Annotated in this window: 21 protein-coding genes; 17 read left to right on the top strand and 4 right to left on the bottom strand. The window is 39.2% G+C overall.

Annotated elements, in window-relative coordinates; translation table 11 throughout:
• Positions 1–21 precede the first annotated feature (21 nt).
• Complete coding sequence (locus J4N25_RS14815) at positions 22–789, bottom strand: DUF72 domain-containing protein (protein ID WP_207420446.1); 768 nt, start codon at positions 787–789, stop codon at positions 22–24.
• Positions 790–883: 94 nt separating this feature from the next.
• Here J4N25_RS14815 and J4N25_RS14810 point away from each other — a divergent pair, with 94 nt between their 5' ends.
• The 7 genes from J4N25_RS14810 (at position 884) to J4N25_RS14780 (ending at position 9,400) form a co-directional block, all read left to right on the top strand.
• Positions 884–1,276 carry a hypothetical protein gene (locus J4N25_RS14810; protein WP_207420445.1) on the top strand — a complete coding sequence of 131 codons (393 nt, stop codon included), beginning with the start codon at positions 884–886 and terminating at the stop codon, positions 1,274–1,276.
• A gap of 64 nt (positions 1,277–1,340) precedes the next feature.
• The gene (gene recR / locus J4N25_RS14805; RefSeq protein ID WP_207420444.1) at positions 1,341–1,958 is read left to right on the top strand and encodes a recombination mediator RecR; all 618 of its coding nucleotides are present in this window, start codon (positions 1,341–1,343) and stop codon (positions 1,956–1,958) included.
• Positions 1,959–2,148: 190 nt separating this feature from the next.
• Entirely contained in the window at positions 2,149–2,592 is a 444-nt protein-coding gene (cynS, locus tag J4N25_RS14800) for a cyanase (protein ID WP_207420443.1), read from the top strand.
• Positions 2,593–3,061: 469 nt separating this feature from the next.
• The gene (locus tag J4N25_RS14795) at positions 3,062–5,242 is read left to right on the top strand and encodes a S9 family peptidase (protein ID WP_207420442.1); all 2,181 of its coding nucleotides are present in this window, start codon (positions 3,062–3,064) and stop codon (positions 5,240–5,242) included.
• Positions 5,242–6,798, top strand: coding sequence for a peptide MFS transporter (locus tag J4N25_RS14790; protein ID WP_207420441.1), 1,557 nt, complete (start codon positions 5,242–5,244; stop codon positions 6,796–6,798). Before J4N25_RS14795 ends, J4N25_RS14790 begins: the two co-directional genes overlap by 1 nt.
• Positions 6,799–6,811: 13 nt before the next feature.
• Positions 6,812–8,575, top strand: coding sequence for a peptide MFS transporter (locus tag J4N25_RS14785; RefSeq protein ID WP_207420440.1), 1,764 nt, complete (start codon positions 6,812–6,814; stop codon positions 8,573–8,575).
• Between the two features lie 84 nt (positions 8,576–8,659).
• Positions 8,660–9,400 carry a polyprenol monophosphomannose synthase gene (locus J4N25_RS14780; protein WP_207420439.1) on the top strand — a complete coding sequence of 247 codons (741 nt, stop codon included), beginning with the start codon at positions 8,660–8,662 and terminating at the stop codon, positions 9,398–9,400.
• 46 nt (positions 9,401–9,446) lie between these two features.
• Here J4N25_RS14780 and J4N25_RS14775 read toward each other — a convergent pair whose 3' ends face one another.
• Positions 9,447–11,339 (bottom strand): RecQ family ATP-dependent DNA helicase, encoded by a 1,893-nt coding sequence (locus J4N25_RS14775; protein ID WP_207420438.1) that lies wholly within the window; start codon positions 11,337–11,339, stop codon positions 9,447–9,449.
• A 233-nt stretch (positions 11,340–11,572) separates the two neighbouring features.
• Here J4N25_RS14775 and J4N25_RS14770 point away from each other — a divergent pair, with 233 nt between their 5' ends.
• Positions 11,573–14,785 (top strand): amidohydrolase family protein, encoded by a 3,213-nt coding sequence (locus J4N25_RS14770; protein WP_207420437.1) that lies wholly within the window; start codon positions 11,573–11,575, stop codon positions 14,783–14,785.
• Positions 14,786–14,829: 44 nt separating this feature from the next.
• Here the strand turns inward: J4N25_RS14770 and J4N25_RS14765 are convergent, their stop codons facing one another.
• A complete protein-coding gene (locus tag J4N25_RS14765) occupies positions 14,830–15,630 on the bottom strand; it encodes an MBL fold metallo-hydrolase (RefSeq protein WP_242695754.1) in 801 nt (266 codons plus the stop codon).
• A 156-nt stretch (positions 15,631–15,786) separates the two neighbouring features.
• Between J4N25_RS14765 and purU the strand changes: the two genes are divergently transcribed.
• From purU to J4N25_RS14745, 4 genes are all read left to right on the top strand, one after another.
• Entirely contained in the window at positions 15,787–16,626 is an 840-nt protein-coding gene (purU, locus tag J4N25_RS14760) for a formyltetrahydrofolate deformylase (protein WP_207420435.1), read from the top strand.
• 61 nt (positions 16,627–16,687) lie between these two features.
• Positions 16,688–17,299 (top strand): hypothetical protein, encoded by a 612-nt coding sequence (locus J4N25_RS14755; RefSeq protein WP_207420434.1) that lies wholly within the window; start codon positions 16,688–16,690, stop codon positions 17,297–17,299.
• Between the two features lie 128 nt (positions 17,300–17,427).
• Complete coding sequence (locus J4N25_RS14750; protein WP_207420433.1) at positions 17,428–18,741, top strand: ammonium transporter; 1,314 nt, start codon at positions 17,428–17,430, stop codon at positions 18,739–18,741.
• Between the two features lie 262 nt (positions 18,742–19,003).
• Positions 19,004–20,725: a CHASE domain-containing sensor histidine kinase gene (locus J4N25_RS14745; protein ID WP_207420432.1), complete on the top strand. Its 1,722-nt coding sequence runs from the start codon at positions 19,004–19,006 to the stop codon at positions 20,723–20,725.
• Here the strand turns inward: J4N25_RS14745 and J4N25_RS14740 are convergent.
• Positions 20,678–21,604: a LysR family transcriptional regulator gene (locus J4N25_RS14740; RefSeq protein WP_207420431.1), complete on the bottom strand. Its 927-nt coding sequence runs from the start codon at positions 21,602–21,604 to the stop codon at positions 20,678–20,680. The two genes, J4N25_RS14745 and J4N25_RS14740, sit on opposite strands and share 48 nt — an antisense overlap.
• Positions 21,605–21,693: 89 nt before the next feature.
• Between J4N25_RS14740 and J4N25_RS14735 the strand changes: the two genes are divergently transcribed.
• The 5 genes from J4N25_RS14735 to J4N25_RS14715 all read left to right on the top strand — a co-directional run bounded on the left by J4N25_RS14735 (position 21,694) and on the right by J4N25_RS14715 (position 25,621).
• Complete coding sequence (locus J4N25_RS14735) at positions 21,694–22,413, top strand: class I SAM-dependent methyltransferase (protein WP_207420430.1); 720 nt, start codon at positions 21,694–21,696, stop codon at positions 22,411–22,413.
• Positions 22,414–22,498: 85 nt separating this feature from the next.
• Positions 22,499–22,675 (top strand): quinol oxidase subunit 4, encoded by a 177-nt coding sequence (locus J4N25_RS14730; RefSeq protein ID WP_242695753.1) that lies wholly within the window; start codon positions 22,499–22,501, stop codon positions 22,673–22,675.
• Between the two features lie 97 nt (positions 22,676–22,772).
• Positions 22,773–23,054, top strand: coding sequence for a pyrimidine/purine nucleoside phosphorylase (gene ppnP / locus J4N25_RS14725; protein WP_207420429.1), 282 nt, complete (start codon positions 22,773–22,775; stop codon positions 23,052–23,054).
• A gap of 312 nt (positions 23,055–23,366) precedes the next feature.
• Positions 23,367–24,557, top strand: coding sequence for a PAS domain-containing sensor histidine kinase (locus J4N25_RS14720; RefSeq protein ID WP_207421599.1), 1,191 nt, complete (start codon positions 23,367–23,369; stop codon positions 24,555–24,557).
• Positions 24,554–25,621 (top strand): response regulator, encoded by a 1,068-nt coding sequence (locus J4N25_RS14715; RefSeq protein ID WP_207420428.1) that lies wholly within the window; start codon positions 24,554–24,556, stop codon positions 25,619–25,621. Before J4N25_RS14720 ends, J4N25_RS14715 begins: the two co-directional genes overlap by 4 nt.
• The last annotated feature ends 92 nt before the right edge of the window (positions 25,622–25,713 follow it).

Raw genomic sequence — 25,713 nt, 5'->3', positions numbered from 1 at the left:
CTTCTATTGTTATATTAAATATTAAAGATCGTTTGAATTAATATACTTATTGAGAGTAGCCAAATTACCAATAGCATCTCCCATGGTATTGTTGAAATAAATATACACCGTTTTACCCTCCTCCTGCCAATCTCTGATATAATAAGAAAACTCGTTCAGGAATTCGTCGGAATAACTGCCACGATAGTTGCCACCGGGACCGTGAAAGCGCAGATATATAAATTCGGCAGGGTTGTCAGTAAGAAGGTTTGAAGATTCTAGTTTATCATGTATTACCAGACTTGCCCCTGACTGCTCCATTAATTCGAATAACTCATCGTTATACCAGGAGGCATTGCTAAGCTCCAGTGCTATTTTCCAGTCAGCCGCTCCTTGTTGCTCTTGAATCAATTGTAGTAAAGTTTCTAGTTTCCCGAAAGCCGCATTAGTGAGGCTTGGTGGAAATTGCACCAAGACGCATCCTTTCTTTATTCCCACATTCGAGATCACATCAATAAATCTAACTACGTCATTGTTGTTGAATGTGAGACCCTTATTATGTGTTATATCCCTCCACATTTTAAAAGTGAATCTGAAATCATCAGGCACAGAATCTGCCCATTTAGCAACGGTCTTTGCCATGGGGAGTTTATAGAATGAACTGTTGATCTCTATGCTGTTCATCAGTGAAGCGTAAAAACATAAGCGAGGCTTGTCTTGAAATTCCAAGGGGTAAGATAACTTGTTTTTGACCGGTAAAACAAGGCCGCTTGTTCCTGAATATATATTTTGAGATCGATTGAAACCCATTCCGGAGTGCTATTACTTTATTAGTTTAGAATAGGGAACTTAAGCGATAAACATATTGTTTGCTACTTGGTTATTAAAGTAAAAATCTTACCTCATGCGAAAAATAGGCTCTATTGCTGCAATTGTAATTGCACTTATTATAATCGGAATAGTTTACTACCGTTATTATTACGTTTTCGGCGAAGGGGTAAAATCTGGAGAACTAAATTACCTAGTTAAAAAGGGCAATGTTTTTAAAACTTACGAGGGTAAATTGATTCAAAGCGGCCTTCGTGGAGGAGCCGCAGGAAGTATCCAGTCTTACGAGTTTCAATTCTCGGTAACAGATGAGCGTATCGCCGAAGAGCTTATGAAGAATTCTGGTAAAACCTTTGATCTTCATTATAAAGAATATCATAACACTCTTCCCTGGAGAGGATTCACCCGATATATTGTAGATTCTATCTACGCAATGAAAGATCCTGTTAATACAAATCTCCTGCGGTAGTCATTTGACATGTTTCGTTATACTGGAATATGGGACCACGGGCCTAATTTAATACTTTTGCAGTATGAACTTTTCTTCGCGTTTATTAGAGAACGCAGTTAATGAATTCTCACGACTGCCCGGGGTTGGACAAAAGACTGCTTTAAGGTTAGTGCTTCATTTATTAAACCAGCCAACAGCTGATGTTGAACGTTTTAGCCAGGCGTTGACGAAGATGAAGCATGATATCAGATTTTGTGATACCTGTAAGAATATTTCCGATTCTGCTATTTGTGATATATGCAGCAATATTAAGAGAGATAAAAGTATAGCCTGTGTTGTAGAAGATACCCGCGATGTGATGGCGATAGAGAATACCAATCAATATAATGGTGTTTATCATGTTCTTGGTGGATTAATATCCCCAATGGATGGAATAGGTCCGTCTGAGCTTGATATTGAATCCTTGGTTCAGCGCGTGAGGGGGGGCGAAATACAGGAGGTGATCCTGGCCCTGAGTGCAACAATGGAGGGTGATACTACAATCTTTTATATCTATAAGAAACTAAAAGATCTGCCGGTGAAGGTAACTACAATTGCCAGAGGAATTGCTTTTGGAGGGGAAATTGAATATGTGGATGAAATTACCTTAGGGAGGTCAATAGCAACCAGAGTTCCTTATGAAAACTCATTCCTGAAATAAGGATTTAAGGTTTTTTATAGAAAATTCCTTTGTTTTTTTTAAAAAATTCCTATTTTTTTCTCAAATAAACTGATTTATCTAGTTGTTGTGTTTGAAGTGTGTTTAATTTCTATTTTATTTTCAATAATTTTTTATTGAAGTGTTTATTTTGTTGTATATTTCAGAAAAAACAAACAAAAAGATAGAATAAATGACAAGAAAAGATTGCACACAACTTATTTTAGAGACAATAGCATTAAAAAAGTTAACATATCAGGAGATTTCTGAGAAAATAAACAGACATATAGTATGGACAACACTTGCTTTGCACGGGCAAGCAACAATGAGTCAAGAAGAGGCGGAAAATGCTGTGGAAGTTCTTGGCCTTGGATCCGATGTAGTCTTTGCTTTGCAACAATTCCCTGAGCGAGGTTCTCTTCCTGATATGCCTCCAACCGATCCAACACATTACAGGTTCTACGAATTGATCATGGTTTATGGAACTACGCTTAAGGCACTTATAAATGAAAAATTTGGAGATGGGATAATGAGTGCGATCGACTTTACTATGGATATTGATAAAGTGGAGAATCCGAATGGAGACCGCGTAAAAATTACCATGGAAGGGAAATTTCTTCCATATAAAAAGTGGTAGTCGTTTCACATATTTAACCCATCGATATAATAAAATTAGCCTTGCTTTTCAGCAGGGCTTTTTAGTCAATTTACCTACTTCTAGCGCTTTATGCACTTATTTATGTTGATTTCATAAGTAGTAAATTACTCCTGTAGTTATCGATTTCACTGCAGCAAATGGATTATTTTTTTTGTCATCAAAACTCATGATCTGAAAGAGAGCATGGAAATGAAAAATCTTTTATCTGGAATAGTATTGCGTAGGTAAGGGAATTTTAGGTTTTTAAGCGGGGGAAGCTGTTGAAACGTATTATTTATACTATTATCTCTTCCCTTTTTATTCTCAAATCGTTTGTCTGCTACTTCATTTATTAAGCCTTTTTCTATAATTTGCACTAGTTTCAATTTAGTTGTTTAACACCTGACCAGGAAATAAACGCTTTTAGAACTGCACTTACAAGCACACGATCATTAGTTTAGATTTTTTAATGAAAAGTTACTTAGGTATCCTGTTACTTATTTTTTCGACTTCTTTCGCCCAAACTCCCAAGGATATTTCGCTGGAAGACATTTTTAGAAAAGGAACGTTCCGACAAAATTATGTATTCGGTCAGCAGCCTTTAAAGGATGGAAAAACTTATGCATCAATAATAAGAGATGCTAAGACTGGTCTTATTTCCGTAGTAAGCAATAATTATTCTGACGGTAAGATATCCCGGATTATGTACACAGAAGCCGATGTTATTGCCGGGAAGGACAGTTTTGAGGTTAGTACAGTTTTTAGTCCTGATGAGAAGAAGGTTTTATTGGCAAAGGACGAGGAAGAAATTTACAGACATTCTAGTAAGGCCTGGTACTATATCTTTGATTTAGCCATCAAGAAAATGAAGCCACTTTCGGCCAAAGGTAAGCAGCAATTTCCTACCTTTTCCCCTGATGGAAGCAAAGTCTGCTATGTTATAAACAATAATATCTACCTCCATGATCTTGTTACAGGTAAAGAAATCCAGGTTACAAAAGATGGACTTAAGAATAGCATTATTAATGGATGGGCTGATTGGGTTTATGAGGAGGAATTTTCTTTCGCTAGAGCATTCTTCTGGAGTCCCGATGGTAATAAGATAGCTTATTATAAGTTTAATGAGACCTCTGTTCCTGAATATTCGATGTCTATTTACGAAGGGTTATACCCCCGGGAGTACAGATATAAATATCCCAAAGCTGGTGAAAAGAACTCTAAGGTAAGTATCCATATCTATGATTATAGTTCTGGTAAGACAACGACTGCAGACGTGGGAAATGAGGCAGACCAGTATATCCCCAGAGTTAAGTGGACTAATACAGCTAATTCATTATGTATCTTAAGGTTGAACCGTCATCAAAACAAGCTGGATTACCTTTTTACAAATGCAGAGACAGGAACCTCGAAAATTATCATGTCTGAACAGGATAAGGCGTATATCGATATTGAAAAAGAACAGTTGACTTTTTTAAATGACGGAAAGCGATTCGTGAATGTGAGTGAACGCGATGGGTATAATCACATTTATCTTTACAGTAATGAAGGAAAAGTGCTTAAGCAGTTAACTAAGGGTAATTGGGAAGTAACACAGATTTATGGTATAGATGAGGAAAAGGGCGTGGTTTTTTATCAGAGTACTGAAGTTTCGCCTCTTCAGAAGGACGTCTATTCTATAGGTCTTAACGGTGCTGGAAAAAACAAGCTGAGTTTGAGCAATGGTACAAATTCAGCAGAATTCAGTAAGGACTTTAGTTATTATACGCTCTCTCATTCCACTATTAATCAGCCTCTTTATATTACTTTGCATGAACAATCAGGAAAGCTGGTTAGGGTTTTGGAGGATAACAGCGCGCTTAAACAAAGGTTAAAACAATTTGTAATTCCAGGAGCTCAGTTCTTTAAATTCACCACTACGCAGGGAATTGAACTTAATGGTTACATGATTAAACCTGCAAACTTCGATACCAGAAAAAAATATCCGGTACTACTGTATGTTTATGGCGGTCCGGGCAGTCAAAATGTTGATGATAACTTTGGTGGTGCCCGGGATATGTGGTTCAGTATGTTAGCTCAGAAAGGGTATATTGTAGCTTGTGTGGATAACAGAGGAACTGGGTTTAGAGGTGCAGAGTTCAAGAAGGCGACTTACAAACAATTGGGAAAGCTCGAACTCATCGATCAGATTGAAACGGCGAAATGGTTTGGTTCACAGTCGTATGTAGATAGTGGACGTATTGGAATTTGGGGCTGGAGTTTTGGAGGATACCTTTCTTCATTGTGTGCCACAAAGGGAAATGGGATCTTTAAAATGGTAATGGCCGTTGCTCCGGTTACCACATGGCGTTTTTATGATTCAATCTACACCGAGCGCTTTCTTCAAACACCACAAGAGAATCCGGAGGGCTATGATGCCAATTCTCCTATTGAATTCGCGAAAGATTTAAAGGGTAAGTTTCTGCTTGTACACGGAACAGCCGACGACAATGTTCATTTTCAGAACAGTATTATGTTTTCTGAAGCCCTTATTCAAGCTGGAAAGCCATTTGAACAGGCTTACTACCCAAATAAAAATCATGGGATATACGGAGGTAATACTACTTTCCATCTTTATTCTAAATTAACCGACTTTGTTTTTAATAACCTATAATGCCCGAGATTAAAAAAGAATTGACCCTGGAGGAAATACAAAACTTTAAAGGGTCCTACCCTCCTCAGCTTTGGTACTTGTTTTTCTCCGAGATGTGGGAACGTTTCTGTTTCTACGGTATGAGAGGAATGCTCACTTATTTTATGGCTCACGAGCTTCTAATGAATGAAGAGAAAGCGAATCTACAGTATGGTGCCACCCAAGCATTTGTGTACGCTTTTACTTTTATCGGGGGCTTATTTGCCGACAAGATCCTGGGTTTTAGGAGATCTTTATTTTGGGGTGGGCTTTTGATGATTGTTGGAAGCGGGATACTAGCCTTTGATCCCCATCAATTTTTCTTTTTGGGAATTAGCTTCACGGTAGTTGGTACTGGTTTTTTTAAACCTAATATCTCTACTATGGTTGGATCCCTTTATAAACCGGGTGATAGCAGGCGGGACGCAGGGTTTTCCCTTTTCTATGCAGGCATCAATATAGGTGCTTTAATAGGGGGATATGCTTGTATCGCTATTGGAAAAGAATATTCATGGAATCTGGCTTTTGGTCTTGCTGGAATTGTAATGACTATAAGTTTGCTAACATTCTTATACACGCAGAAAACCTTGGGGCCTATTGGCCTCCCTCCTTCAGCAGAGGAAACGCTGAAGCCAATGATTGCAGAGAGCATAGGAGGCAATGTGTCAACCACCCCTTCGGCAGTTGGTCAAAAGGCAAAACCCTGGCTTACATACCTTGTCTATCTTGGTTCTCTAGCTGTTATACCACTCATCATGGTAATGGTGGCCCAAACCCAATACACTGACTGGTTTATGTATACCATTGGTCCGGCAACGCTGCTTTACTTGGTTTATGAGATGACCAAGTATGGAAAAGCCGAGCGGAATAAGCTTTTGGCTGCACTCTTTTTCATCTTGTTTTCAATATTTTTCTGGGCATTCTTTGAGCAAAGTGGAGGCTCTTTAAGTCTTTTTGCTGCCAATAATCTAAGTAATAAATTGCTTGGTGTTTTCACCCTTGATCCTAATGGTGTAAACAACGCAGCTAATTCACTTTTTGTAATCATTTTCGCCGGAGTGCTTGGAATGATTTGGGTTAAACTAGCCAGGAAAAATAAGGAGCCTAATACTGTCGTTAAATTTGGTTTAGGTTTTATTTTTCTTGCTGGAGCATTTTTTATGTTTTATGCAACACGTTTCTTTGCTAATGCTGAAGGCGTGGCTTCATTAGACGTTTTTACTCTCGCCTATTTTATTATTTCAATAGGTGAGCTTTGCCTCTCGCCTATTGGTCTTTCTGCTATGACTAAGCTTTCTCCACCTAAGCTTCAGGGTGTTATGATGGGTATGTGGTTTTTGGCAAGTGCATACGGACAATATGTGGCAGGCATAATCGGCGCTGGTATTGCGCAGGGAAATCAGAATGACTCCCTGGTGCAAAAACTCTTTACCTATACAGAAGGTTACAAACAATTAGGGCTTTATGCACTTGTGGCGGGTATAGTGATGATTGCGGTATCGCCGGCAATCAAAAAATTAATGGGCGAAGTGAAATAAGGTAGAATTATTTATGACAAATACAGCAAACGATCATTTATTTGATAGAAAGGTTATTGGGCATCCCGAAGGACTTTTCGTTCTATTTTTTACAGAGATGTGGGAACGCTTTTCCTACTATGGCATGCGAGCCCTTCTTGTCTTGTTTTTAACGTCAGCAATAACAGGAGTAAATCCTGGATGGGGATGGGAACGGGAAAGTGCGCTCGCTATTTATGGTTCTTACACTTCTCTGGCTTATCTCACACCAATATTAGGTGGATATGTTGCCGACAGGATCATTGGGTATCGCTGGGCAGTTGTGCTTGGTGCCCTACTTATGACTCTTGGTCACCTTTCAATGGCCATGGAGTTCCATTCCTTTTTTATGTACCTCGGGCTTGGCTTGCTTGTGATCGGGAACGGTTTTTTCAAGCCTAACATGACTTCTATCCTTTCTCATATGTATAAAAAGCATCCTGAAAAGAAAGATGGTGCTTATACTATTTTCTATATGGGAGTTAATTCTGGTGCGTTTTTGGGCATTCTTCTCTGTGGTTATATTGGAGAAAGCCCAGATTGGGGCTGGAGTTATGGTTTTGGATTGGCCGGAATTTTTATGTTCATTGGAATGCTTCAGTTTTACTTCACCCGAAACATCTTTGGAAGTATAGGATTAAAACCTGAGACTGGCGAAGATTCAGCAGATGCTAATGAAGATCCAAGAGTTGCCACAAGAAACCCTTTTTCATCCTTTGATCTGCTTATTATTGGTTTGATCTCGATTCTTGGGTTGGTTTGGACAATAAATGATCCTGTTTCTAAAATAACCAAATCTAACCTTTTTGATTTCTCTCTTGGAAACCTGTCTGGTGATAATGCCGTTATTCTTTTTGCTCTTGTCCTTTTTATATTCATTTTAATAAAAAGGATTGCACAATATACTCCTGTTCTTAGGGACCGGATGATAGCTGTGATATGCCTTGCTTTTATAACTATATTCTTCTGGGCTGCCTTTGAACAGGCAGGCGGTTCCATGACCATTTTTGCAAAGGATTACACCGCACGTGTTCTTGAGGGAAATTCCAAGCTTATTTTTAACGTAGTCAATACAGCTATCACCGTTATTCCATTGCTTATTATCTCCTATGTGCTATTCAAATTGTTTAAGTCGACCTTTGACAGGTACGCTTTGGGCAATGTTATTTTGGCGACAAGTTTTGTAATAATTTGGGGTATCGTGATTTACATGTTGAAGAATCAATATAATGATGTCCAGGCTGAAGTTCCGGCATCTTGGTTTAACGTTCTTAACTCTCTGTTCATCATTACCTTTGCGCCTCTTGTTTCTAAAATATGGGAAAGTAAATACAACCCCTTTGCTACTTTAAAGTATGGCTTTGGAATGATCCTTTTAGGCATAGGTTTCGCAGCCCTTGCATACGGAGCAAGTGATATACCTCAGGGGGCAAAAGTCGCTTCCGTTAGTATGATCTGGCTTGTATTTGCTTATTTCTTTCACACCATGGGTGAGCTTTTCATTTCCCCGGTTGGCTTGTCGTACGTTAGTAAGCTAGTTCCTGGCAGGATGATTGCCATTATGTTTGGTATCTGGTATTTAGCAATAGCCATTGGAAATAAGGTTGCAGGTACAACTGGCGGAATGATCGACAAAATTACTTCTCAATACTCCATGTCAACTTTCTTTCTCATCTTTACTCTGATACCAATTGGTGTAGGGATTTTTATAATGTTGCTTACTCCATTAGTAAAGAGACTGATGCACGGAGTTCATTAATTAACATATTTTAACCCCTGTTTACTGGGCAGGGGTTTCTTTTATCTTTTTTTAAAATTACTTTTGCTGCTTTAATACCAATCCGTGCTTTCAGACAGTCTAGTAATAATTCCAACATATAATGAAAAGGAAAACATTGAGAAGATTCTTCGAAAGGTCTTTTCCTTAACACATGTATTCCATGTCCTGGTTGTGGATGATGGCTCGCCTGACGGGACTGCCGATATTGTTAAACACCTACAAGGTGAATTTTCAGGTAAGCTGTTCATTGAAGAACGTAAGGGAAAGCTAGGACTAGGAACAGCATATATTCACGGTTTTGAATGGGCTTTAAAACATACCTACGAATATATTTTTGAGATGGATGCAGATTTTTCTCACAATCCTGATGATCTGATAAAGTTAAGAGAGGCCTGTGTACAGGGAGCAGATGTAGCCATCGGATCCAGGTATATTAAGGGGGTTAATGTTGTGAATTGGCCCATGAGTAGAGTATTAATGTCATTCTTTGCCTCTGTTTATGTGAGACTTGTAACGGGTATAGATATACAAGATGCTACTGCGGGGTTCAAATGTTTTAAAAGAAAAGTATTACAGACTATAGCACTTGACAGGATTAAATTTGTGGGATATGCATTTCAGATAGAAATGAAGTTCACTGCCATTCAGCATGGATTTAAGGTAGTTGAAGTTCCTATTATCTTTACTGACCGTACAGAAGGTGAATCTAAAATGAGCACTAGAATTTTCAGGGAGGCATTTTTTGGTGTAATCCAAATGAAAGTAGGGAGCTGGTTTAAAGATTACGAAAAAGGAAAAGCTTAATTATCGTTGTTAATTGATTAATTAGTATTACAGCGGGTGATTTCTGTTACAGGTAATACTTCTCTCCGTCGGTTTTTAGTTTACCTGCATCTAGAAGGTTTCGAAAGGCCTCAATCTTCTCGGCCTCGGTACCTGTTGGAACTCTGGAAATCAATTCGTCGATAGTAAGATGTGACGTAGCAAGAACTTCGAGGATTTCGTAAGTGATTTGAGCAAAAACTGTCTGTCTATCTTCGATTCGCTTCTCCGCTATACAAACATCACAGACCCCGCATTTTTCGTCAGTTATTTCGTCAAAGTATTTCAATAGCATACTGCTCCGGCATTTTTTTGCTTCTGCATATTCTATAACTGCCTGAATCTGTTGTTGCATAATCTCCTTACGTTGCCTGATATATTTAGTGTCTATATGTAGATTTTGTGTATCCACTCTTGCTCGACTAAAGTAAACCTGAGGCTTGTCGGTTTGCTTCAGGTAGGAAATGATTTCAAGTTGTTCCAATTTATCCAAAACCTTAACCACATCATCAAACCTCATTCCTACCCTTTTAGCAAGATCAGTTTCTCTGATCATTGCATACTGGTCGAACATACCTCCGTGCGATCGAAGGAGCATTTTAATGAACGAGTCATAGCTTGCATATTCGATCTGAAACCGATATAACTCCTCATTGCTTACTACAATTTTTACCCTTGAGGGCAGATAAACACTTTCTGTTAATGATATATACCCATCATGCTCCAGAAACTTGAATATGTTCAAAGTTTTTATGGGTTCCAGCTTGTACCTTGAACAAAAATCGGCGATGTCAAATTCGAAAGTAAGGCCCTCTCCTGCCTCGTACGCTAATTGGAAGTAGTTCCCGAGAAAATGGTATGCTTGTTTAATCTCCTCTGCGGATGGAAAGCTCAATTCTAACTTGCGCTCGAGTTGCAATCGGTCTGAATGATTATACAATAGCACTCCGAAAGCCTTTTGTTCATCTCGGCCCGCCCGTCCGGCTTCCTGGTAATAAGCTTCAAGGCTCTCGGGGAGATCCAGGTGCACAACAAAGCGGACATCTGGTTTATCTATACCCATTCCGAAAGCATTAGTAGCTACAATAACCCTGATCTGATTGTTTTTCCATGCTTCCTGCTTCTCGCTTCGCTGAAGGGCCGGAACCCCCGCGTGATAATAATCTGCCCTTATACCTTGTGCATTCAGTTGTCTTGCTACTTCCTGTGTTTCCCTCCTGTTTCGTACGTATACAATGCCAGTACCCTGCACCTTTTTCGCTATCGCGAACAACTTCCTTAGCTTATTATCCTCATGGGAAACTATATATCCCAAGTTCTTACGCTCAAAGCTTTTGCGAAAGACATTCTTCTTTTTGAACGACAGCTTCAGTTGGATATCCTCAACTACAAATTCTGTAGCTGTAGCTGTGAGAGCAAGGACCGGAACATTGGGATGTAATTCTCTGAGATTTGACAGTTCAAGATAAGGTGGCCTGAAGTCATATCCCCACTGCGAAATACAATGCGCCTCGTCTACCGCGAATAGGTTTACCTTCATATATCTTATCCTTTCTCTTACCAAATCAGACATTAGTCTTTCTGGTGATAGATATAGAAATTTTATCGGACCATAAACGCAGTTATCAAGAAGGATATCCACCTCTCTCTTACCCATTCCAGAAACTATTGCAACAGCTTCAATTCCCCTTGCTTTAAGATTCTCAACCTGATCTTTCATTAAAGCAATGAGAGGCGAAACAACTATACATATTCCTGGCATCGTCATCGCGGGGACCTGAAAACAAACTGATTTACCTCCTCCGGTCGGTAATAATGCCAAAGTATCCTTCCCTTCCATCACTGAAAGAATAATATCTTCTTGTAGAGGGCGGAATGAGTCGTAGTTCCAATATTTTTTTAATACCTGGTAAATGGACATTTCTCAAAACTAACAAACACCGGACAATAATTGACCAAATTTTTAGTTTAACCCACAAAACAAGCGGTATATTTGCGCCTACACATTAGATATCTTTTTGACTTAACATTTTTCATTTACGTTAAGGTCAATTGTCTTTTAATCAGCAAGTGAAGCGAAACACGGCGCATAGTTGCAACATGTTATTTATGCCTTTTTGCTTAGCTTATGCTATTACTACAAAATTAATTTGAATGAAAAAACTTTCTGTCGTCTTCTTTAGCTTATTGACAAGTGCAGTATTTAGTCAGCAAAAATGGAATGTAGAGAGAACTGGGTCTCCTTCAAAATCGGTTTCCTTCACCGTTGATGAGGGAACGTGGATGAACCTTGATGTTAGTCCTGATGGGAAGGAAATCGTTTTCGATCTGCTTGGCGACATTTATAAGATGCCTATTGCCGGTGGTAGGGCTACTGTTTTGTCAGCTGGCTCAGCTTATGAAGTTCAACCTCGATTTAGTCCCAACGGGAAATTTATTTCCTACACAAGTGATAAAGAGGGTGGTGATAATATCTGGATTATGAACGCAGACGGGTCAGGAAAGAGATCTATAACGAAGGAATCTTTCAGACTTTTAAATAATGCAAGCTGGACACCAGATAACGAATATATTATCGCCAGAAAGCACTTCACAAGTACCAGATCTTTGGGTGCTGGCGAGATGTGGCTATATAGTATTAGAGGAGGCGATGGGATTCAACTTACCAAGCGTAAAAATGATCAGCAGGATGCAGGCGAACCAGAGGTGTCTCCGGATGGCAGATATGTTTATTTTAGTGAAGATGTAAGTCCGGGGCCTTATTTCGAATACAATAAAGATCCTAATGGCGAGATTTACAATATCAGGAGACTGGACCGTGAAACAGGAACTTTTGAAACCGTAGCCGGGGGACAAGGTGGAGCAGTAAGACCGGAAATTTCTCCGGACGGTAAGCTGATGGCTTTTGTTAAGCGGGTAAGACTTAAAACAACTCTTTATGTTCAGGATCTTTCGACAGGAGAAGAATGGCCTTTATATGATGACCTGTCTCGTGACCAGCAGGAAACGTGGGCTATCTTCGGCGTGTACCCTAACTTTGCCTGGACACCCGACAGTAAGAATATTATTTTCTATGCTAAGGGAAAAATAAGGAAGCTTGATGTGAACACTCAAATTGTTTCAATCATTCCTTTTGAATTAACTTCAAATCATTCAGTGGCTGAAGCCCTGCATTTCGATCAGAAAGTGTTTTCAGATGATTTTAAAGTGCGGATGATCCGCCAATTGACTACTTCGCCTGATGGGAAGAAAGTTGCATTTAATGCAGCGGGATATATTTATGTAAAAGATCTTCCTAATGGGAAGCCAACTCGTATTACCACCGGAACTGACTTTGAATTTGAACCTGAATTTAGTCCTGACGGGAAGTCTATCATTTATGTAAACTGGAGTGATGAAATGAAGGGTTCGATTAACAGAATAGAACTTGCAACAGGAAGAATCATTCAGCTTACTACTGAGAAGGGCTTTTATTATTCACCTAAGTTTTCAAATAAAGGCGATAAGATTGTTTTTAGAAAAGGCGGTGGTAATATGATGCTAGGTTTTACCTATGGTAAAAATGGGGGAATTTATGTAATGCCAGCAACTGGTGGGGCTCCTACTAAAGTATCGGATGCGGGTATAAGGCCGTTATTCAATTCCTCGGATACAAGGATCTATTTTCAATCAAATGAAAACGGAAAGAAAGCCTTCAAAAGCATGGATGTAAATGGTGCGAATATCCGTACTCACTATGTTTCCCAATATGCGACACAGTTTGTGCCTAGTCCTGACGGAAAGTGGATGGCCTTCAATGAACTCTTTAACGTTTATTTAACTCCTTTAGTTAATACAAATAATGCACTGGACTTGTCTTCTACGAACAAGTCACTTCCACTTACGAAAGTTACGAGGGATGCTGGAACTTTCATTCATTGGAGTAAAGACAGTAAAAAGCTTAACTGGACCTTGGGTTCGGGATATTTCTCGGAAGAAATAAAAGATTTGACTGATGTTGAGGATAAAAATTCAGATAGTTCTGGGATTGATATCGGCTTAAAGCTTAAAGCAGATCTTCCTTCTGGTTCTATTGCATTGACCAATGCTAGAATCATTACAATGAAGGGAGACCAGGTGATTGAAAATGGTACAGTAGTAATTAAAGAAAATAAAATTGTGTCTGTAGGTCCGTCCGACCAAGTGAAGGTGCCGGAAGATGCGAAGGTGATTAACGCAGAAAACAAGACCATTATGCCTGGAATTGTTGATGTCCATGCTCACTTACCTACCAGTCCAGATGGAGTTTCCTCTCAGGCTGATTGGAGCTACCTTGCGAACCTGGCCTTCGGAGTAACAACTGCTCATGATCCTTCAAGTAATTCCGAAATGGTATTCAGTCAGTCGGAAATGCAAAGGGCGGGAATACTTACAGGTCCAAGGATTTTCTCCACAGGGACAATTTTGTACGGAGCCGAAGGTGATTTTAAAGCTGTTATAAATAGTCTTGATGATGCCCGTTCAAGCTTGCGTAGATTAAAGGCGTTGGGCGCATTTTCTGTCAAGTCCTACAATCAGCCAAGAAGAGAACAACGCCAGCAGATTATTCAAGCAGCAAGAGAATTGAAAATGGAAGTTGTTCCGGAAGGTGGTTCTACATATTCACATAATATGTCGATGATCCTTGATGGTCATACTGGAATTGAACACAATATCCCGGTAGTACCATTATACAAAGACGTAAAGGCATTATGGAATGCCAGCAAAACAGCTTACACTCCAACGCTGATTGTAGCCTATGGAGCCCAGTCGGGAGAGAACTTTTGGTATGACAGGACAAATGTTTGGGAAAATGAACGACTGCTTAATTTTGTACCGAGGCCCGTTGTGGATAGCCGCTCCAGAAGAAGGAATACCTCAGAATTTGCGGATTATGGACATATAGAAATTTCAAAAGCAGTTAAACAGCTGGCAGATGGAGGCACTAAAGTTAATTTAGGCTCCCACGGGCAGTTACAGGGACTGGGTGCTCACTGGGAAATGTGGATGCTTGCTCAGGGAGGAATGTCACCACTACAAGTACTAAAATCGGCCACTATTAATGGTGCGGATTATTTGGGTATGTCTAAGGAAATTGGTTCAATCGAGGCTGGAAAATTGGCAGATTTGATAGTATTGGAGGAGAATCCTCTGGAAGACATCAGAAATACAGAACGCATAAAGTTTGTGATGCTAAATGGTCACCTGTATGATGAAAACCTCAATGAAGTAGGAAATATTGAGAAATTAAGAAATAAAATGTGGTGGCAAACAGGTCGCGGAGAAAGTTTCGGTAACTTCTCTGGTGATTCGGAGACATTTATTTATACCCACCCGGAGTGTGATTAGTTAAGTATTGCTTCCTTTATTCAGTAGTATAAAGGAAGCAATACTTAAAATAGATTAAGTTGCAGTTGAACCGGCCTTTGCTTGCTCGAGTTGCTTTCCAAATAATAAACTCCCGTTTCCTCATATCTTGAAGCAACTATTATTTCTGTTTTTTTCGCTTTAGCATTAAAGGTTTTGTAAACCAGGTCAGGGCAGTTGTTATCTTTAGAAAGATGAGATAAAAATAAGTGACTCAACTTGTCTGAGCGGTATTCCATAAAAAGGTTCAAGGCCTGCGTGTTCGATAAGTGCCCCTGCCCTCCTCTAATCCTGTTCTTTAAGAAATAAGGATATCTTCCCTGATTAAGCATTTCCTCATCATAATTCGCTTCCAAGAAAATTGCGTGGCATTGCTGGAAGTTTTCGATTACATGCTCGCAAACATTTCCTATATCTGTAAAGACCCCAATTTTTTTGTCTCCGTAACTGATGACAAAACTATGTGGATCAGCAGCGTCGTGAAATTTTGGAAAGGCGGTAATGGAAAGAGAACCTACGGTTACGGATTCATAGGCCTTAAAAGGTAGGATTAAGTCGGCATCGAGCTGTAAACCTGAGTTTCGGTAAGTTTTTGAAGTTACATAAACAGGAAGTCTGTGTTTCTTAGCAAGTCCTGGAATACCTTTAATATGATCGGTGTGCTCATGACTAATAAATATGGCTTTAACCTTATCCATACTCAAGCCGAGTCGCTTCATTCGTTTTTCTGTTTCTCGGCAGGATAATCCAGCATCTATTAGTACTGCTTCGTCCCTCCCTGCTATATAATAACAATTCCCATTACTCCCGGAATTTAATGAACACATTGCAAATGCCATTCCCCTGTCAATCCTTGTTAATCAAAGATAGTTTTTTAGTATTTAAAAACTGTACATTAAATAAATCAGATAAGACTCGATTAGGTCCGAGGTGTTTTTTATTCGCTCGCTTCAAATAAATATTAATCTTATATATTAGGCCCCATGAATGAGAATTTAATACTGATTGAATGCAAGGACAAAGTTGGTTTAGTAGCAATCATTTCAGAATTAATGGCAAGGCATCACCTCAATATTACTGCGATGCGGGAATTCGTGGATCAGGATAACAACACCTTTTTTGCTAGGATAGAATGTTCTGGAGTCGTGGTAAATGAAGCGATGCTTCTAAGTGAATTACAGAACGCTTTGCCTGAAAGTGCTAAAGTTACCATAAACCCAAAGAAGGAAAAGAAAATTGCCGTACTGGTTACTAAGGAATATCATTGCCTGGGAGACATTCTTATACGACATCATTTCAATACCCTGGGCGCTAATGTGTGCATGGTTGCAGGCAATTACGATATACTTAAGTCTTTTACGAATCGTTTCGATATCCCTTTTTTTAATATATCTCACGAGAATAAATCCAAACCTGATTTTGAAAAGGAGCTAATAAAAGTGATCGAAGAATATGAGCCGGATTATATTGTTCTTGCTAAGTTTATGAGGATCCTCTCTCCTGACTTTGTTGCGCGTTTTGGAAATAAAATTATAAACATCCATCATTCGTTCCTTCCTGCCTTTATAGGAGCAAGTCCTTACAGGCAGGCACATGAAAGAGGCGTTAAAGTAATTGGGGCCACTGCCCATTTCGTAACTAATGACCTGGATGAAGGACCTATTATAGTTCAGGAAACGATCCCGGTAAATCATACATTCAAGGTTAGTGATATGGTGACGGCAGGGAAAGAAGTAGAAAAATCTGTGTTAAACAGAGCATTGCAACTGGTTTTTCAGGACCGTGTGTTTATAACAGGTAACAAAACGATTATTTTTGAATAACTTGTTTCTATAACAGGTTCAAACATTCTATGATTAGGATGTTTTATAGTAAAATCTAACTATGAAACATCCAGATCATTTAGTGCCAGACAATATAAAGGGCGCGAAGACCGATACAATTTCGACTGAATCATTTTCAAGTACGCAGCTTGCAAGGAACCATTACCTTGAGGCTCGTCAACGTCTGCTATCGATCTCGAGGTGGCATGAATACGCAGGACTTGCATCTGCAGATTTTTCTCTGACGGATAATTTGGGAAAAGAAAAAAAAGATTTCGTTACTGAGGGTGATCGTTTTAAGATTGATATTCCCGCACCGGGAACAGAATCAGGGGCGGGATTTGACTGGGTGGAAGTTGAAAAAGTAGAGGAAGGCAGGAATGATGAAGAAGACTGGGAATATACGCTCATTAGGGTAAGGCCGGCCGACAATCCGCAATCTGATGATAACAATACTGCTCATTTTTTTTCTGACGAGGCTAATAGTTATTTCATAGTAAAACGAGTGGGAAACGATGTGAGTGCAGAAGTTCATGGTAGAAATGAGCAACCGAATACTGAAACAGACAAAATACAAGATAAAATAAGGAATGCAATTGTTGCTGTTGGCGCAATTTTAGGCGTTTCAAAGGCGCAGTGGAAGAGCCTTACTCATGGAATAGTTAAAATCTAAAATATTTGGTTAAATGAATGCCTAAAAGGCAGGAGAAACGGGTGTTAGGTAATAAAGTTTTAAATAATCTTAAATTTTTATGGTATTTGAAATATCTTTGCGCCCACAACACAACCAAAAATTAAAATATGGCAAATAAATTGTCGCGTATTCCTTTTCTTTTTATCCTAATTTTTACGCTTCTCTGTTTTTTATTTCCTTCGGTACCGGACAATTCTGATAAAAATGTTTACAATACCACAGACATCGCCTGGATGCTTACTGCAACTGGAATGGTTTTAATAATGACTCCAGGTTTGGCGTTTTTCTATGGTGGTATGGTTAATAAAAAGAATGTTATCTCCACTATGTTACAAAGTTTTATTTGTATGTCGGTAGTAACAGTAATCTGGTTTATTTTCGGTTTCGGACTTGTTTTTGGAAGAAGCTTAGGGGGAATAATAGGAGATCCTTCTCAGTTTTTTATGATGCAAACCGTGCTGGATAGTAAACCCTGGGAGCTTGCTCCTACTATTCCATTGGCATTATTTGCCATGTACCAACTAAAGTTTGCCATTATAACTCCTGCCCTTATTACAGGTGCATTTGCGGAGAGGATACGTTTCATTTCATACGTATTGTTTATTTGCCTTTTTTTCATATTTATTTATGCTCCCCTGGCTCATGCAACCTGGCACCCCGAAGGTATTCTCTTTAAGTTAGGGGTTTTAGACTTTGCTGGAGGAACCGTTGTGCATATGTCGGCGGGGTGGGCAGCATTTGCATCAGCCATCTTTTTAAAGCGTCGTAACGAGCCTAATCATAATCCTGCGCGAATCACTTATGTGATGTTGGGCACAGGGCTTCTTTGGTTTGGCTGGTTTGGCTTTAATGCGGGATCTGCTTTCGGGGTGGGTCGGCTATCTGTTATTGCTCTTTGTACTACAATGGCTGCGTCTGCGGCTGCTGCTATTGCCTGGGTGTTTTTTGATGCCTTCAAAGGTCGTAAACCTTCGGCTATGGGAACTTGCATAGGTGCTGTTGTTGGCCTTGTTGCTATCACACCGGCCGCAGGATTTGTTACCATTCCGCATTCTTTACTTATAGGAATTATTTCTTCAATAATTAGCAATCTTGTTGTTGAATGGCGTACAAGAACTTCTATTGATGACACCTTAGATGTTTTTCCCTGCCATGGAGTTGGAGGAATGGTTGGGATGGTTTTAACGGGCGTCTTTGCAAGCCAATCCATTAATCCTGCTAATACTACTGGTAATGGACTGATCTTCGGAGAAACTCATCTTTTCGGGGTTCAAATGATTGCATTGGTAGGTGCTTCAATATTTGCTTTTGCCGGCTCAATGGTACTTTTAAAGATTACTGACCTGATCAGTCCTTTGAGAGTTTCGGATGAAGAGGAACGTTTGGGACTCGATATAAGTCAGCATGACGAAAGCCTTTAAATTATAATTAATAATAGAGAAGCCGGGCAAGAACCCGGCTTTTTTTTGAAAGTTTAATTTTTTCTCTAGGTGCAAGAAGGACTTTCAAGCTACTTTAAACCTCCATTTAGGAGCTTCCGCTCATTATGGTTTTTCTTAACTGGCGAGTTATTCTTAAATTTGTGGTTTGAAATATCATACCCCGTGAATTATTTGTAGGAATATTGTTTATCTTACATATACTGACGTCTTGTGAATTCCATCGTGTCAACAACCTGCTTAGATGAAAACAGAGAAAGAACTAAAAACCTATCTTCCCGCGGTACTCGTATTTGTTGCGGTACTTTCTTTTTCATTGTTTTCTTTTTATCAGTTAGGAAAGTCAGCAAAGCTACGGCGTGCTAAACTTTTTGAACTTTACACAGAACAGGCAGCTGAAAGGCTTGATAAACGAATAATAGATTACACCCAAATATTAAAGGGCTGCCAGTCTTTATTCTACTCTTCAGGGTCGGTAACTACAGTTGAGTGGAAAGCATATACTAAAAATTTAAGCCTTTCTGATAATTATCCTGGAATTCAAGGAATTGGATATGCGAAGTATATCACTATAGATCAGATTAAAGATGTTGAATTGGAGATGCGAAAGCAATATCCGAAGTTCGAGATTAAAACCAAACCAGACCAACAGCGGCTCACCCCTATTATTTATATTGAGCCAAGTGATAAACGTAATCTAAGGGCGCTTGGATTTGACATGTTCAGCGAAGTTAAACGTCGACAGGCCATACAACGGGCCATGAAAACTGGAGAGGCTTCAATAACAAGGAAAGTTACCCTAATACAAGAGACTAACGTAGGAGTTCAACCTGGATTTCTTCTTTATTTACCAGTATATAAAAACCCTGAACTTAAGGCTACTAAAGAAAGGCATAACAATGTTGAAGGTTTCGTTTACATCCCGTTCCGGGCCTACGATCTTATGGATGCTGTATTTGATGGATTCGCAGATCTGGATATCAGAGTTTATGATCAAACTCACCTTAACGCAGACAATTTACTATATAAAACGGAAGAGATTAGTGAATCACTAAGAGAACAACAGCGGTCAGAAATAGAATTTAAGACTAGCAGAACATTAAATATTGCTGGGAACAAATGGACTCTTGTTTTCTCTACAGATAATAAGTTTGGTTCCCAAGTGGAACGTGCCCAGCCACAAATTGTTTTAGTGTTTGGAATAGCTATTTCTATACTTCTTTATATTGTAACTCTCAATTATATTCATAAACGTCAGACGGCCCTGGAAGAGTTGAATTTGACAAAGGAAATTGAGCGCAAGAAGGATGAGTTTTTGGGGATAGCAAGTCACGAGTTAAAGACTCCACTTACCAGCATAAAAGCTTACTTGCAAATGCTCGAGAGATCTCAGCTTGGCGAAAAGCAGAGCAATTTCGTTAAGAAGGCTAATATTCAAGCAAATAAGTTAAACAGTTTGATCGCTGACCTTTTAGATGTTTCTAAAATCCAGGCAGGTAGTATTAAGATCAATAGTGTGCCATTTCCCCTATCAGAACTTATAAATGAAAGTATTGAAAGTGTATTGCATCTGCATTCCTCCCATCAAATCCTGGGACCAGAGGCTATCCCTGAGATCACTCTTCTCGGTGATAAGTTAAGGCTTGAACAAGCACTCGTGAATCTTTTGGTTAATGCAATCAAGTACTCTCCTGGGGCTGGCTCCATTGGAATTTCTTTACTTGAAAATAATAATCAGGTAACTATTTGTGTTGAGGATCAGGGAATAGGAATTTCAAAAGAGCATCAAGCCAGGATTTTTGAAAAGTTCTATCGTTCCGATGACTTATCTCCGTTTATTTCTGGCCTCGGTATGGGCTTGTTTATTGCTAGTGAAATAGTGAGTAAACATAATGGCTATATAACCGTGGATAGTAATTTAGGGGAAGGTTCCCGCTTCTGTATCCACTTGCCCATAAACTGGTGATGCTTTCATAGGGAATTTCTCAATGAACCATCTTGTTGCAGGATGTTGATTTCCAGGCTTCAGCGCTAATACAACTTCTGTAGTAATTGGCAAATGATTTAGATTTATGAAGCTTAAGTTCAGATGATCAAAGCTGTTTTTAAGGGACGAGGGAACAATAGAAACACCCAGTCCTTTCTCTACCAGTTGCATTATTGAATGAACATTGTTCACTTCGTGCGTTACCTCTGGATAAAAGCCTAGTCGTTGACAGATCTCCTCCAACTTATGAAAGTATTCGGGTGCATAATCTTTATTGAAAAAAACGAACGGGCGACCGGTCATGTATTTTTGAATACTCTCAATATTCAAATGATCAATCTCTCCTTGAGGAAAAACAAAAACAAAAGGCTCGTTGAAAAGGGTTTTCACTTCAAGCCTTTCTGATTTTATCGGTGCTCTCATAATTCCAACATCCAACTTGTCTTCCTCCAACGCTTTTACTTGTTTTATGGTTGGCAACTCGTAAAGGCGAGTTTTAACGTAGGGAAACCTTATTTTTATATCCTTTAGAACAGCTATGAGTTGCTGCTGATTTACGGAACTGATGAATCCAATCCGTAACTGACCAGTTACCGAGCCTTCAATTTCCTTTAGTCGATGCCTGCTGGCTGCTATTTTTGCAAAGATCTCATCCACTTCTGTTTTAAAGTACTTTCCTGCTTCGGTAAGCACTACCCGTTTGTTATTCCTTTTAAATAAAGAAACTTCTAATTCCTCTTCCAGCTCTCTTATCTGCCGACTTAGCGGCGGTTGGGAAATGAATAGTTTTTCAGCAGCTTTCCTAAAATGCAGTTCTTCTGCTACTGTTTGAAAATATAAGAGGTGACGAAGCTCCATGATACCTTTAAGGAATGAATTATTGATAAAATTGATATTTTACAAATATTAATAATCCAGATAGTTTTGCGAAGGACAAACCAGAGAACATGGAAAAAGAAAGATCAAAATCCACAGTAGATGAAATCCGAGAAAGATTTGACCATGATGTTGAACGATTTTCAAATCTCGGCACTGGCCAGCAGACTACAATTGATGCTCCTTTAAGTCTGGAGCTGATCACAGAGGCTGCAAGTATGGTTAATCCAGAAGCAGAGAACTTGCTTGATATAGGTTGCGGAGCTGGAAACTACACGTTAAAAATGCTCGAAAAACTTCCTATACTGAACTGTACGCTTATCGATCTTAGCATACCAATGCTTGATAAGGCGAAACAAAGAGTGGCAGACAAGACAGACTGCCCTGTTAATACCATACAGGGAGATATCAGGGAGGTTCAGTTGGAGACGTCGCGTTATGACATTGTTTTGGCTGGAGCGGTATTGCACCACTTAAGGGAGGTAGAAGAGTGGGAACAGGTTTTTAGCAAAATCTATAAAGCACTAAAACCTGGAGGAAGTTTTTGGGTGAGCGACCTGGTAGTTCATGATTGCAAAGCTATAACCGAACTCTTCTGGAAACGATACGGGAATTATCTGAAAGAACTAGGAGGAAACGATTTCCAACAAAAAGTCTTTGATTATATCGATAAGGAAGACAGTCCAAGGTCACTCACTTTCCAACTCGAGATGATGAAGAATGTTGGGTTCCGTTATGTTGAAATACTACATAAAAATGGCTCTTTCGCTACTTTTGGTGCAATTAAATGAGGATGATTTGTCATTTATAAAATTTAAGCGTCAGCAAGTAAATGCTGAGAGATAGTCATACCTTTGAAGGCTAAAATGAAATCCCATGTTTAAAAAGACAATAAAGCTTGTTGCTTTGGTTACCATAAGTGTATCCTTACTAACCGGATGTACAACGTATACTGCGGGAAGAAGCGGTAATGTTCCTCCTGGTAAAGCAAAGAAAATTACAGGATCCAAATCTGCTAAACCCCACGCTCCAGGTCAGCGTAAGAAGAGATAACTTATTCCCTGCACGAGTTACTTTGTGCGGGCTTAATTAAAAAGTTGTTCCTATTGCCTGAATAATGTTCAACCTTATATTTGCGAAAAATTAAAATATGATCAACGTTAACGAATATTTCGACGGAAGTGTCAAGTCTTTAGGATACCAGTCAGAAGATGGAAAATCAACAATTGGTGTAATTGAAGCGGGAGAATATGAATTCGGCACCTCTCAGCATGAAACTATGGTGGTAATTGAAGGAAAACTGGTTGCTCTACTTCCTGAAGCCTCTGAATGGACTTCTTATACTAACGGTCAGTCTTTTGAAGTTCCTGCTAATTCATCTTTCAAAGTTAAATCTGAAGGACAAACCTCCTATTTATGTAAGTATAAATAATTGAAATTTTCAATTCGTCGCCCCGCCGTCTGTATACCTATAAAACTGTGAGTCTACATTGCTTCTCATCAGGAAGGTAACAATTTTCTGGGGCGACTTATACTATTGCTATTCCTGCCTTACTTATAAGCAATGGTGCTTAATAATTTTCATGAGTTTGCCGGAAAAGATAGAATTCTAAATTATTTTTTTGTCACAAAATAATCCTAGTTCCCAGCACTATATTGTACATTTGCACTATATTCCTCCCAACAATAATTTCTTTTTTTACGTGTTTTTACTCAGGAACATTAAGTTTGCTTTTGAATGAGCATAGATAAATTAAATCTTCTACATGCCATTATAAGTACTGCTATTGACGGCATTATTACAATCGACTCCAAGGGCTTGATTGAAAGTATGAACCCAGCAGCATTACGTTTATTTGGGTATGAAAAAGAAGAAGAACTGGTAGGTAGGAATATATCAGTATTGATGCCAGAACCGGACAAAAGTTCTCACGACGGCTATATCAATAGATACCAGTCAACAGGTGAAAAGCGTATTATTGGAATCGGCCGGGAGGTTAGAGGTCTTAGGAAAGACAAGAGCACTTTTCCATTTCGCCTTGCAGTTAGTGAGGTTGAATACGAAAGCAGAAAGATTTTTACTGGATTTATACACGACCTTTCTAAAGAGAAAGCAGCCGAAGAGAACCTCCGAAAATACACTGAGAAACTTGAGGAAACTATAAAAGAACGTACTCACGATTTAAGAGAACTGATCACTGAGCTTGAAATAGCCAGAGACGAGGCAAGTCACTCTCTTGAAAAGGAAAAGGAACTTAATCAGTTAAAAACGCGTTTTGTATCGATGGCTTCTCACGAATTCCGTACTCCTTTGAGTTCGGTACAACTCTCGGCTTCATTAATTGAGAAGTATCTTCAGAAACAAGATGAGAATAATATTCTGAAGCACACTTCAAAGATCAAGAATTCTGTGGGACACCTTACGGGGATACTGAATGACTTCTTATCTTTAGAAAAGTTGGAAGCAGGTAGAACGGAAGTCCAGTTTCAACATTTTGATCTGGTGAAGTTCTCTGAAGGGATTATAGAAGAAATGCAATTGATAGCCAAGCAAAATCAGCATATCTTTTACCAGCATACAGGGGAAAGAGCTGACGTATTTCTTGATCCTTCTTTGCTGCGGAATTCGATAATAAATCTCGTCTCTAATGCTATAAAATATTCTGGGGAAAATACCTTTATTGAATTCAATACAGAAGTTTCAGATTCTGAAGTTTGCATTTCGGTAAAGGACAATGGAATTGGAATTCCTGAAGAGGAACAGAAGAACTTATTTGAACCTTTTTTTAGGGCTCACAATACCGGAAATATCCCAGGAACAGGGTTAGGATTAAATATAGTTAAACGATACGCAGAATTAATGGGTGGCGATGTAATTTGCCAGAGTGCACAAAATGAAGGTACCACCATTGCTTTAATCTTTAAAAAAGGATGAATCAACAGAAAAGAACTGTTCTAATTATAGAGGATAATCAAGACATCCGCGAAAGCACCGCCGAAATTCTTGAGCTTGCTAATTTTAGTGTTTACACTGCGGAGAATGGTAAAAAGGGAGTTGAACTTGCGCAAGCTCATTTACCCGATATTATTCTTTGTGATATTATGATGCCTGAATTAGATGGCTATGGGGTACTCTACCTTTTAAGTAAGAACGAAAACACAGCTAATATCCCCTTCATATTTTTGACCGCTAAAGCAGAACGCGCTGATATGCGAAAAGGTATGGAGATGGGTGCGGATGACTATTTAACCAAACCCTTTGACGATATGGAGCTTATTAATGCTGTGGAAAGCAGGTTGTCAAAAAGGGAACGGGTACTAAAAAGTTCTGCAGCATCGGCATCACTGGAAAACTTGTTGGACGAGGCCCGTTCGGCGAAATTGCTTACGGAGCTTTCAGAAAGTGGAAGGTTGAGGACCTTTAAGAAGAAACAAAATATTTATATGGATGGAGATACTCCCCAAAATATCTATTTTGTCAAAAAAGGAAAAATCAGAACTTACCTTATCTATGAGGACGGCCGGGAAATTATTACCGGAATGCATTCGGAAGGTGATTTTTTTGGTTATGAGGCAGTGCTGTTGAATAAATCGTATAGTGATAATGCAGAGAGCATGGACGACTCGGAACTTCACCTGATACGGAAGAATGAGTTCAACACCTTGTTATTTAAGGATATAGGAATTGCGAAAAGATTTATTGAGCTGCTCTCGGATAATATCGTCGAAAAACAAGAGCAATTGCTCAAACTGGCTTACAATTCCGTACGTAAGCGGGTCGCGGATGCATTGATAATCCTGTCAGATAAGTTCATGAAAGAGCCGGCAGATTCATACGAGATTAAAATATCACGGGATGACCTTGCGGCTATGGTTGGAACTGCTACTGAAACAATAAGTCGCACATTATCAGACTTTAAGGAAGAACGTTTGATTGTGAAAGAAGGAAATACAATCAAAGTTCTTTCAATCGAAAAATTGAAACGTGTCAAACAATAAGTGAAAGAAAGTGATAAGTATCACTTTTTAGTTTGACTAGCCTCACGCGATAAAGCGGACTGTCTGGATACCTTTGTTTCTAAACAGAAACG

The organism is Desertivirga brevis (genome assembly GCF_017355835.1).
This window is presented reverse-complemented; position numbering and strand designations above follow the sequence as displayed.

What these genes read in the sequence shown, in the direction of transcription:
- J4N25_RS14815 (WP_207420446.1), bottom strand. Translation starts at nt 789, where the DNA reads ATGGGTTTCAATCGATCTCAAAATATATATTCAGGAACAAGCGGCCTT.
- J4N25_RS14810 (WP_207420445.1), top strand. Translation starts at nt 884, where the DNA reads ATGCGAAAAATAGGCTCTATTGCTGCAATTGTAATTGCACTTATTATA.
- recR (WP_207420444.1), top strand. Translation starts at nt 1,341, where the DNA reads ATGAACTTTTCTTCGCGTTTATTAGAGAACGCAGTTAATGAATTCTCA.
- cynS (WP_207420443.1), top strand. Translation starts at nt 2,149, where the DNA reads ATGACAAGAAAAGATTGCACACAACTTATTTTAGAGACAATAGCATTA.
- J4N25_RS14795 (WP_207420442.1), top strand. Translation starts at nt 3,062, where the DNA reads ATGAAAAGTTACTTAGGTATCCTGTTACTTATTTTTTCGACTTCTTTC.
- J4N25_RS14790 (WP_207420441.1), top strand. Translation starts at nt 5,242, where the DNA reads ATGCCCGAGATTAAAAAAGAATTGACCCTGGAGGAAATACAAAACTTT.
- J4N25_RS14785 (WP_207420440.1), top strand. Translation starts at nt 6,812, where the DNA reads ATGACAAATACAGCAAACGATCATTTATTTGATAGAAAGGTTATTGGG.
- J4N25_RS14775 (WP_207420438.1), bottom strand. Translation starts at nt 11,339, where the DNA reads ATGTCCATTTACCAGGTATTAAAAAAATATTGGAACTACGACTCATTC.
- J4N25_RS14770 (WP_207420437.1), top strand. Translation starts at nt 11,573, where the DNA reads ATGAAAAAACTTTCTGTCGTCTTCTTTAGCTTATTGACAAGTGCAGTA.
- J4N25_RS14765 (WP_242695754.1), bottom strand. Translation starts at nt 15,630, where the DNA reads ATGTGTTCATTAAATTCCGGGAGTAATGGGAATTGTTATTATATAGCA.
- purU (WP_207420435.1), top strand. Translation starts at nt 15,787, where the DNA reads ATGAATGAGAATTTAATACTGATTGAATGCAAGGACAAAGTTGGTTTA.
- J4N25_RS14755 (WP_207420434.1), top strand. Translation starts at nt 16,688, where the DNA reads ATGAAACATCCAGATCATTTAGTGCCAGACAATATAAAGGGCGCGAAG.
- J4N25_RS14750 (WP_207420433.1), top strand. Translation starts at nt 17,428, where the DNA reads ATGGCAAATAAATTGTCGCGTATTCCTTTTCTTTTTATCCTAATTTTT.
- J4N25_RS14745 (WP_207420432.1), top strand. Translation starts at nt 19,004, where the DNA reads ATGAAAACAGAGAAAGAACTAAAAACCTATCTTCCCGCGGTACTCGTA.
- J4N25_RS14740 (WP_207420431.1), bottom strand. Translation starts at nt 21,604, where the DNA reads ATGGAGCTTCGTCACCTCTTATATTTTCAAACAGTAGCAGAAGAACTG.
- J4N25_RS14735 (WP_207420430.1), top strand. Translation starts at nt 21,694, where the DNA reads ATGGAAAAAGAAAGATCAAAATCCACAGTAGATGAAATCCGAGAAAGA.
- J4N25_RS14730 (WP_242695753.1), top strand. Translation starts at nt 22,499, where the DNA reads ATGTTTAAAAAGACAATAAAGCTTGTTGCTTTGGTTACCATAAGTGTA.
- ppnP (WP_207420429.1), top strand. Translation starts at nt 22,773, where the DNA reads ATGATCAACGTTAACGAATATTTCGACGGAAGTGTCAAGTCTTTAGGA.
- J4N25_RS14715 (WP_207420428.1), top strand. Translation starts at nt 24,554, where the DNA reads ATGAATCAACAGAAAAGAACTGTTCTAATTATAGAGGATAATCAAGAC.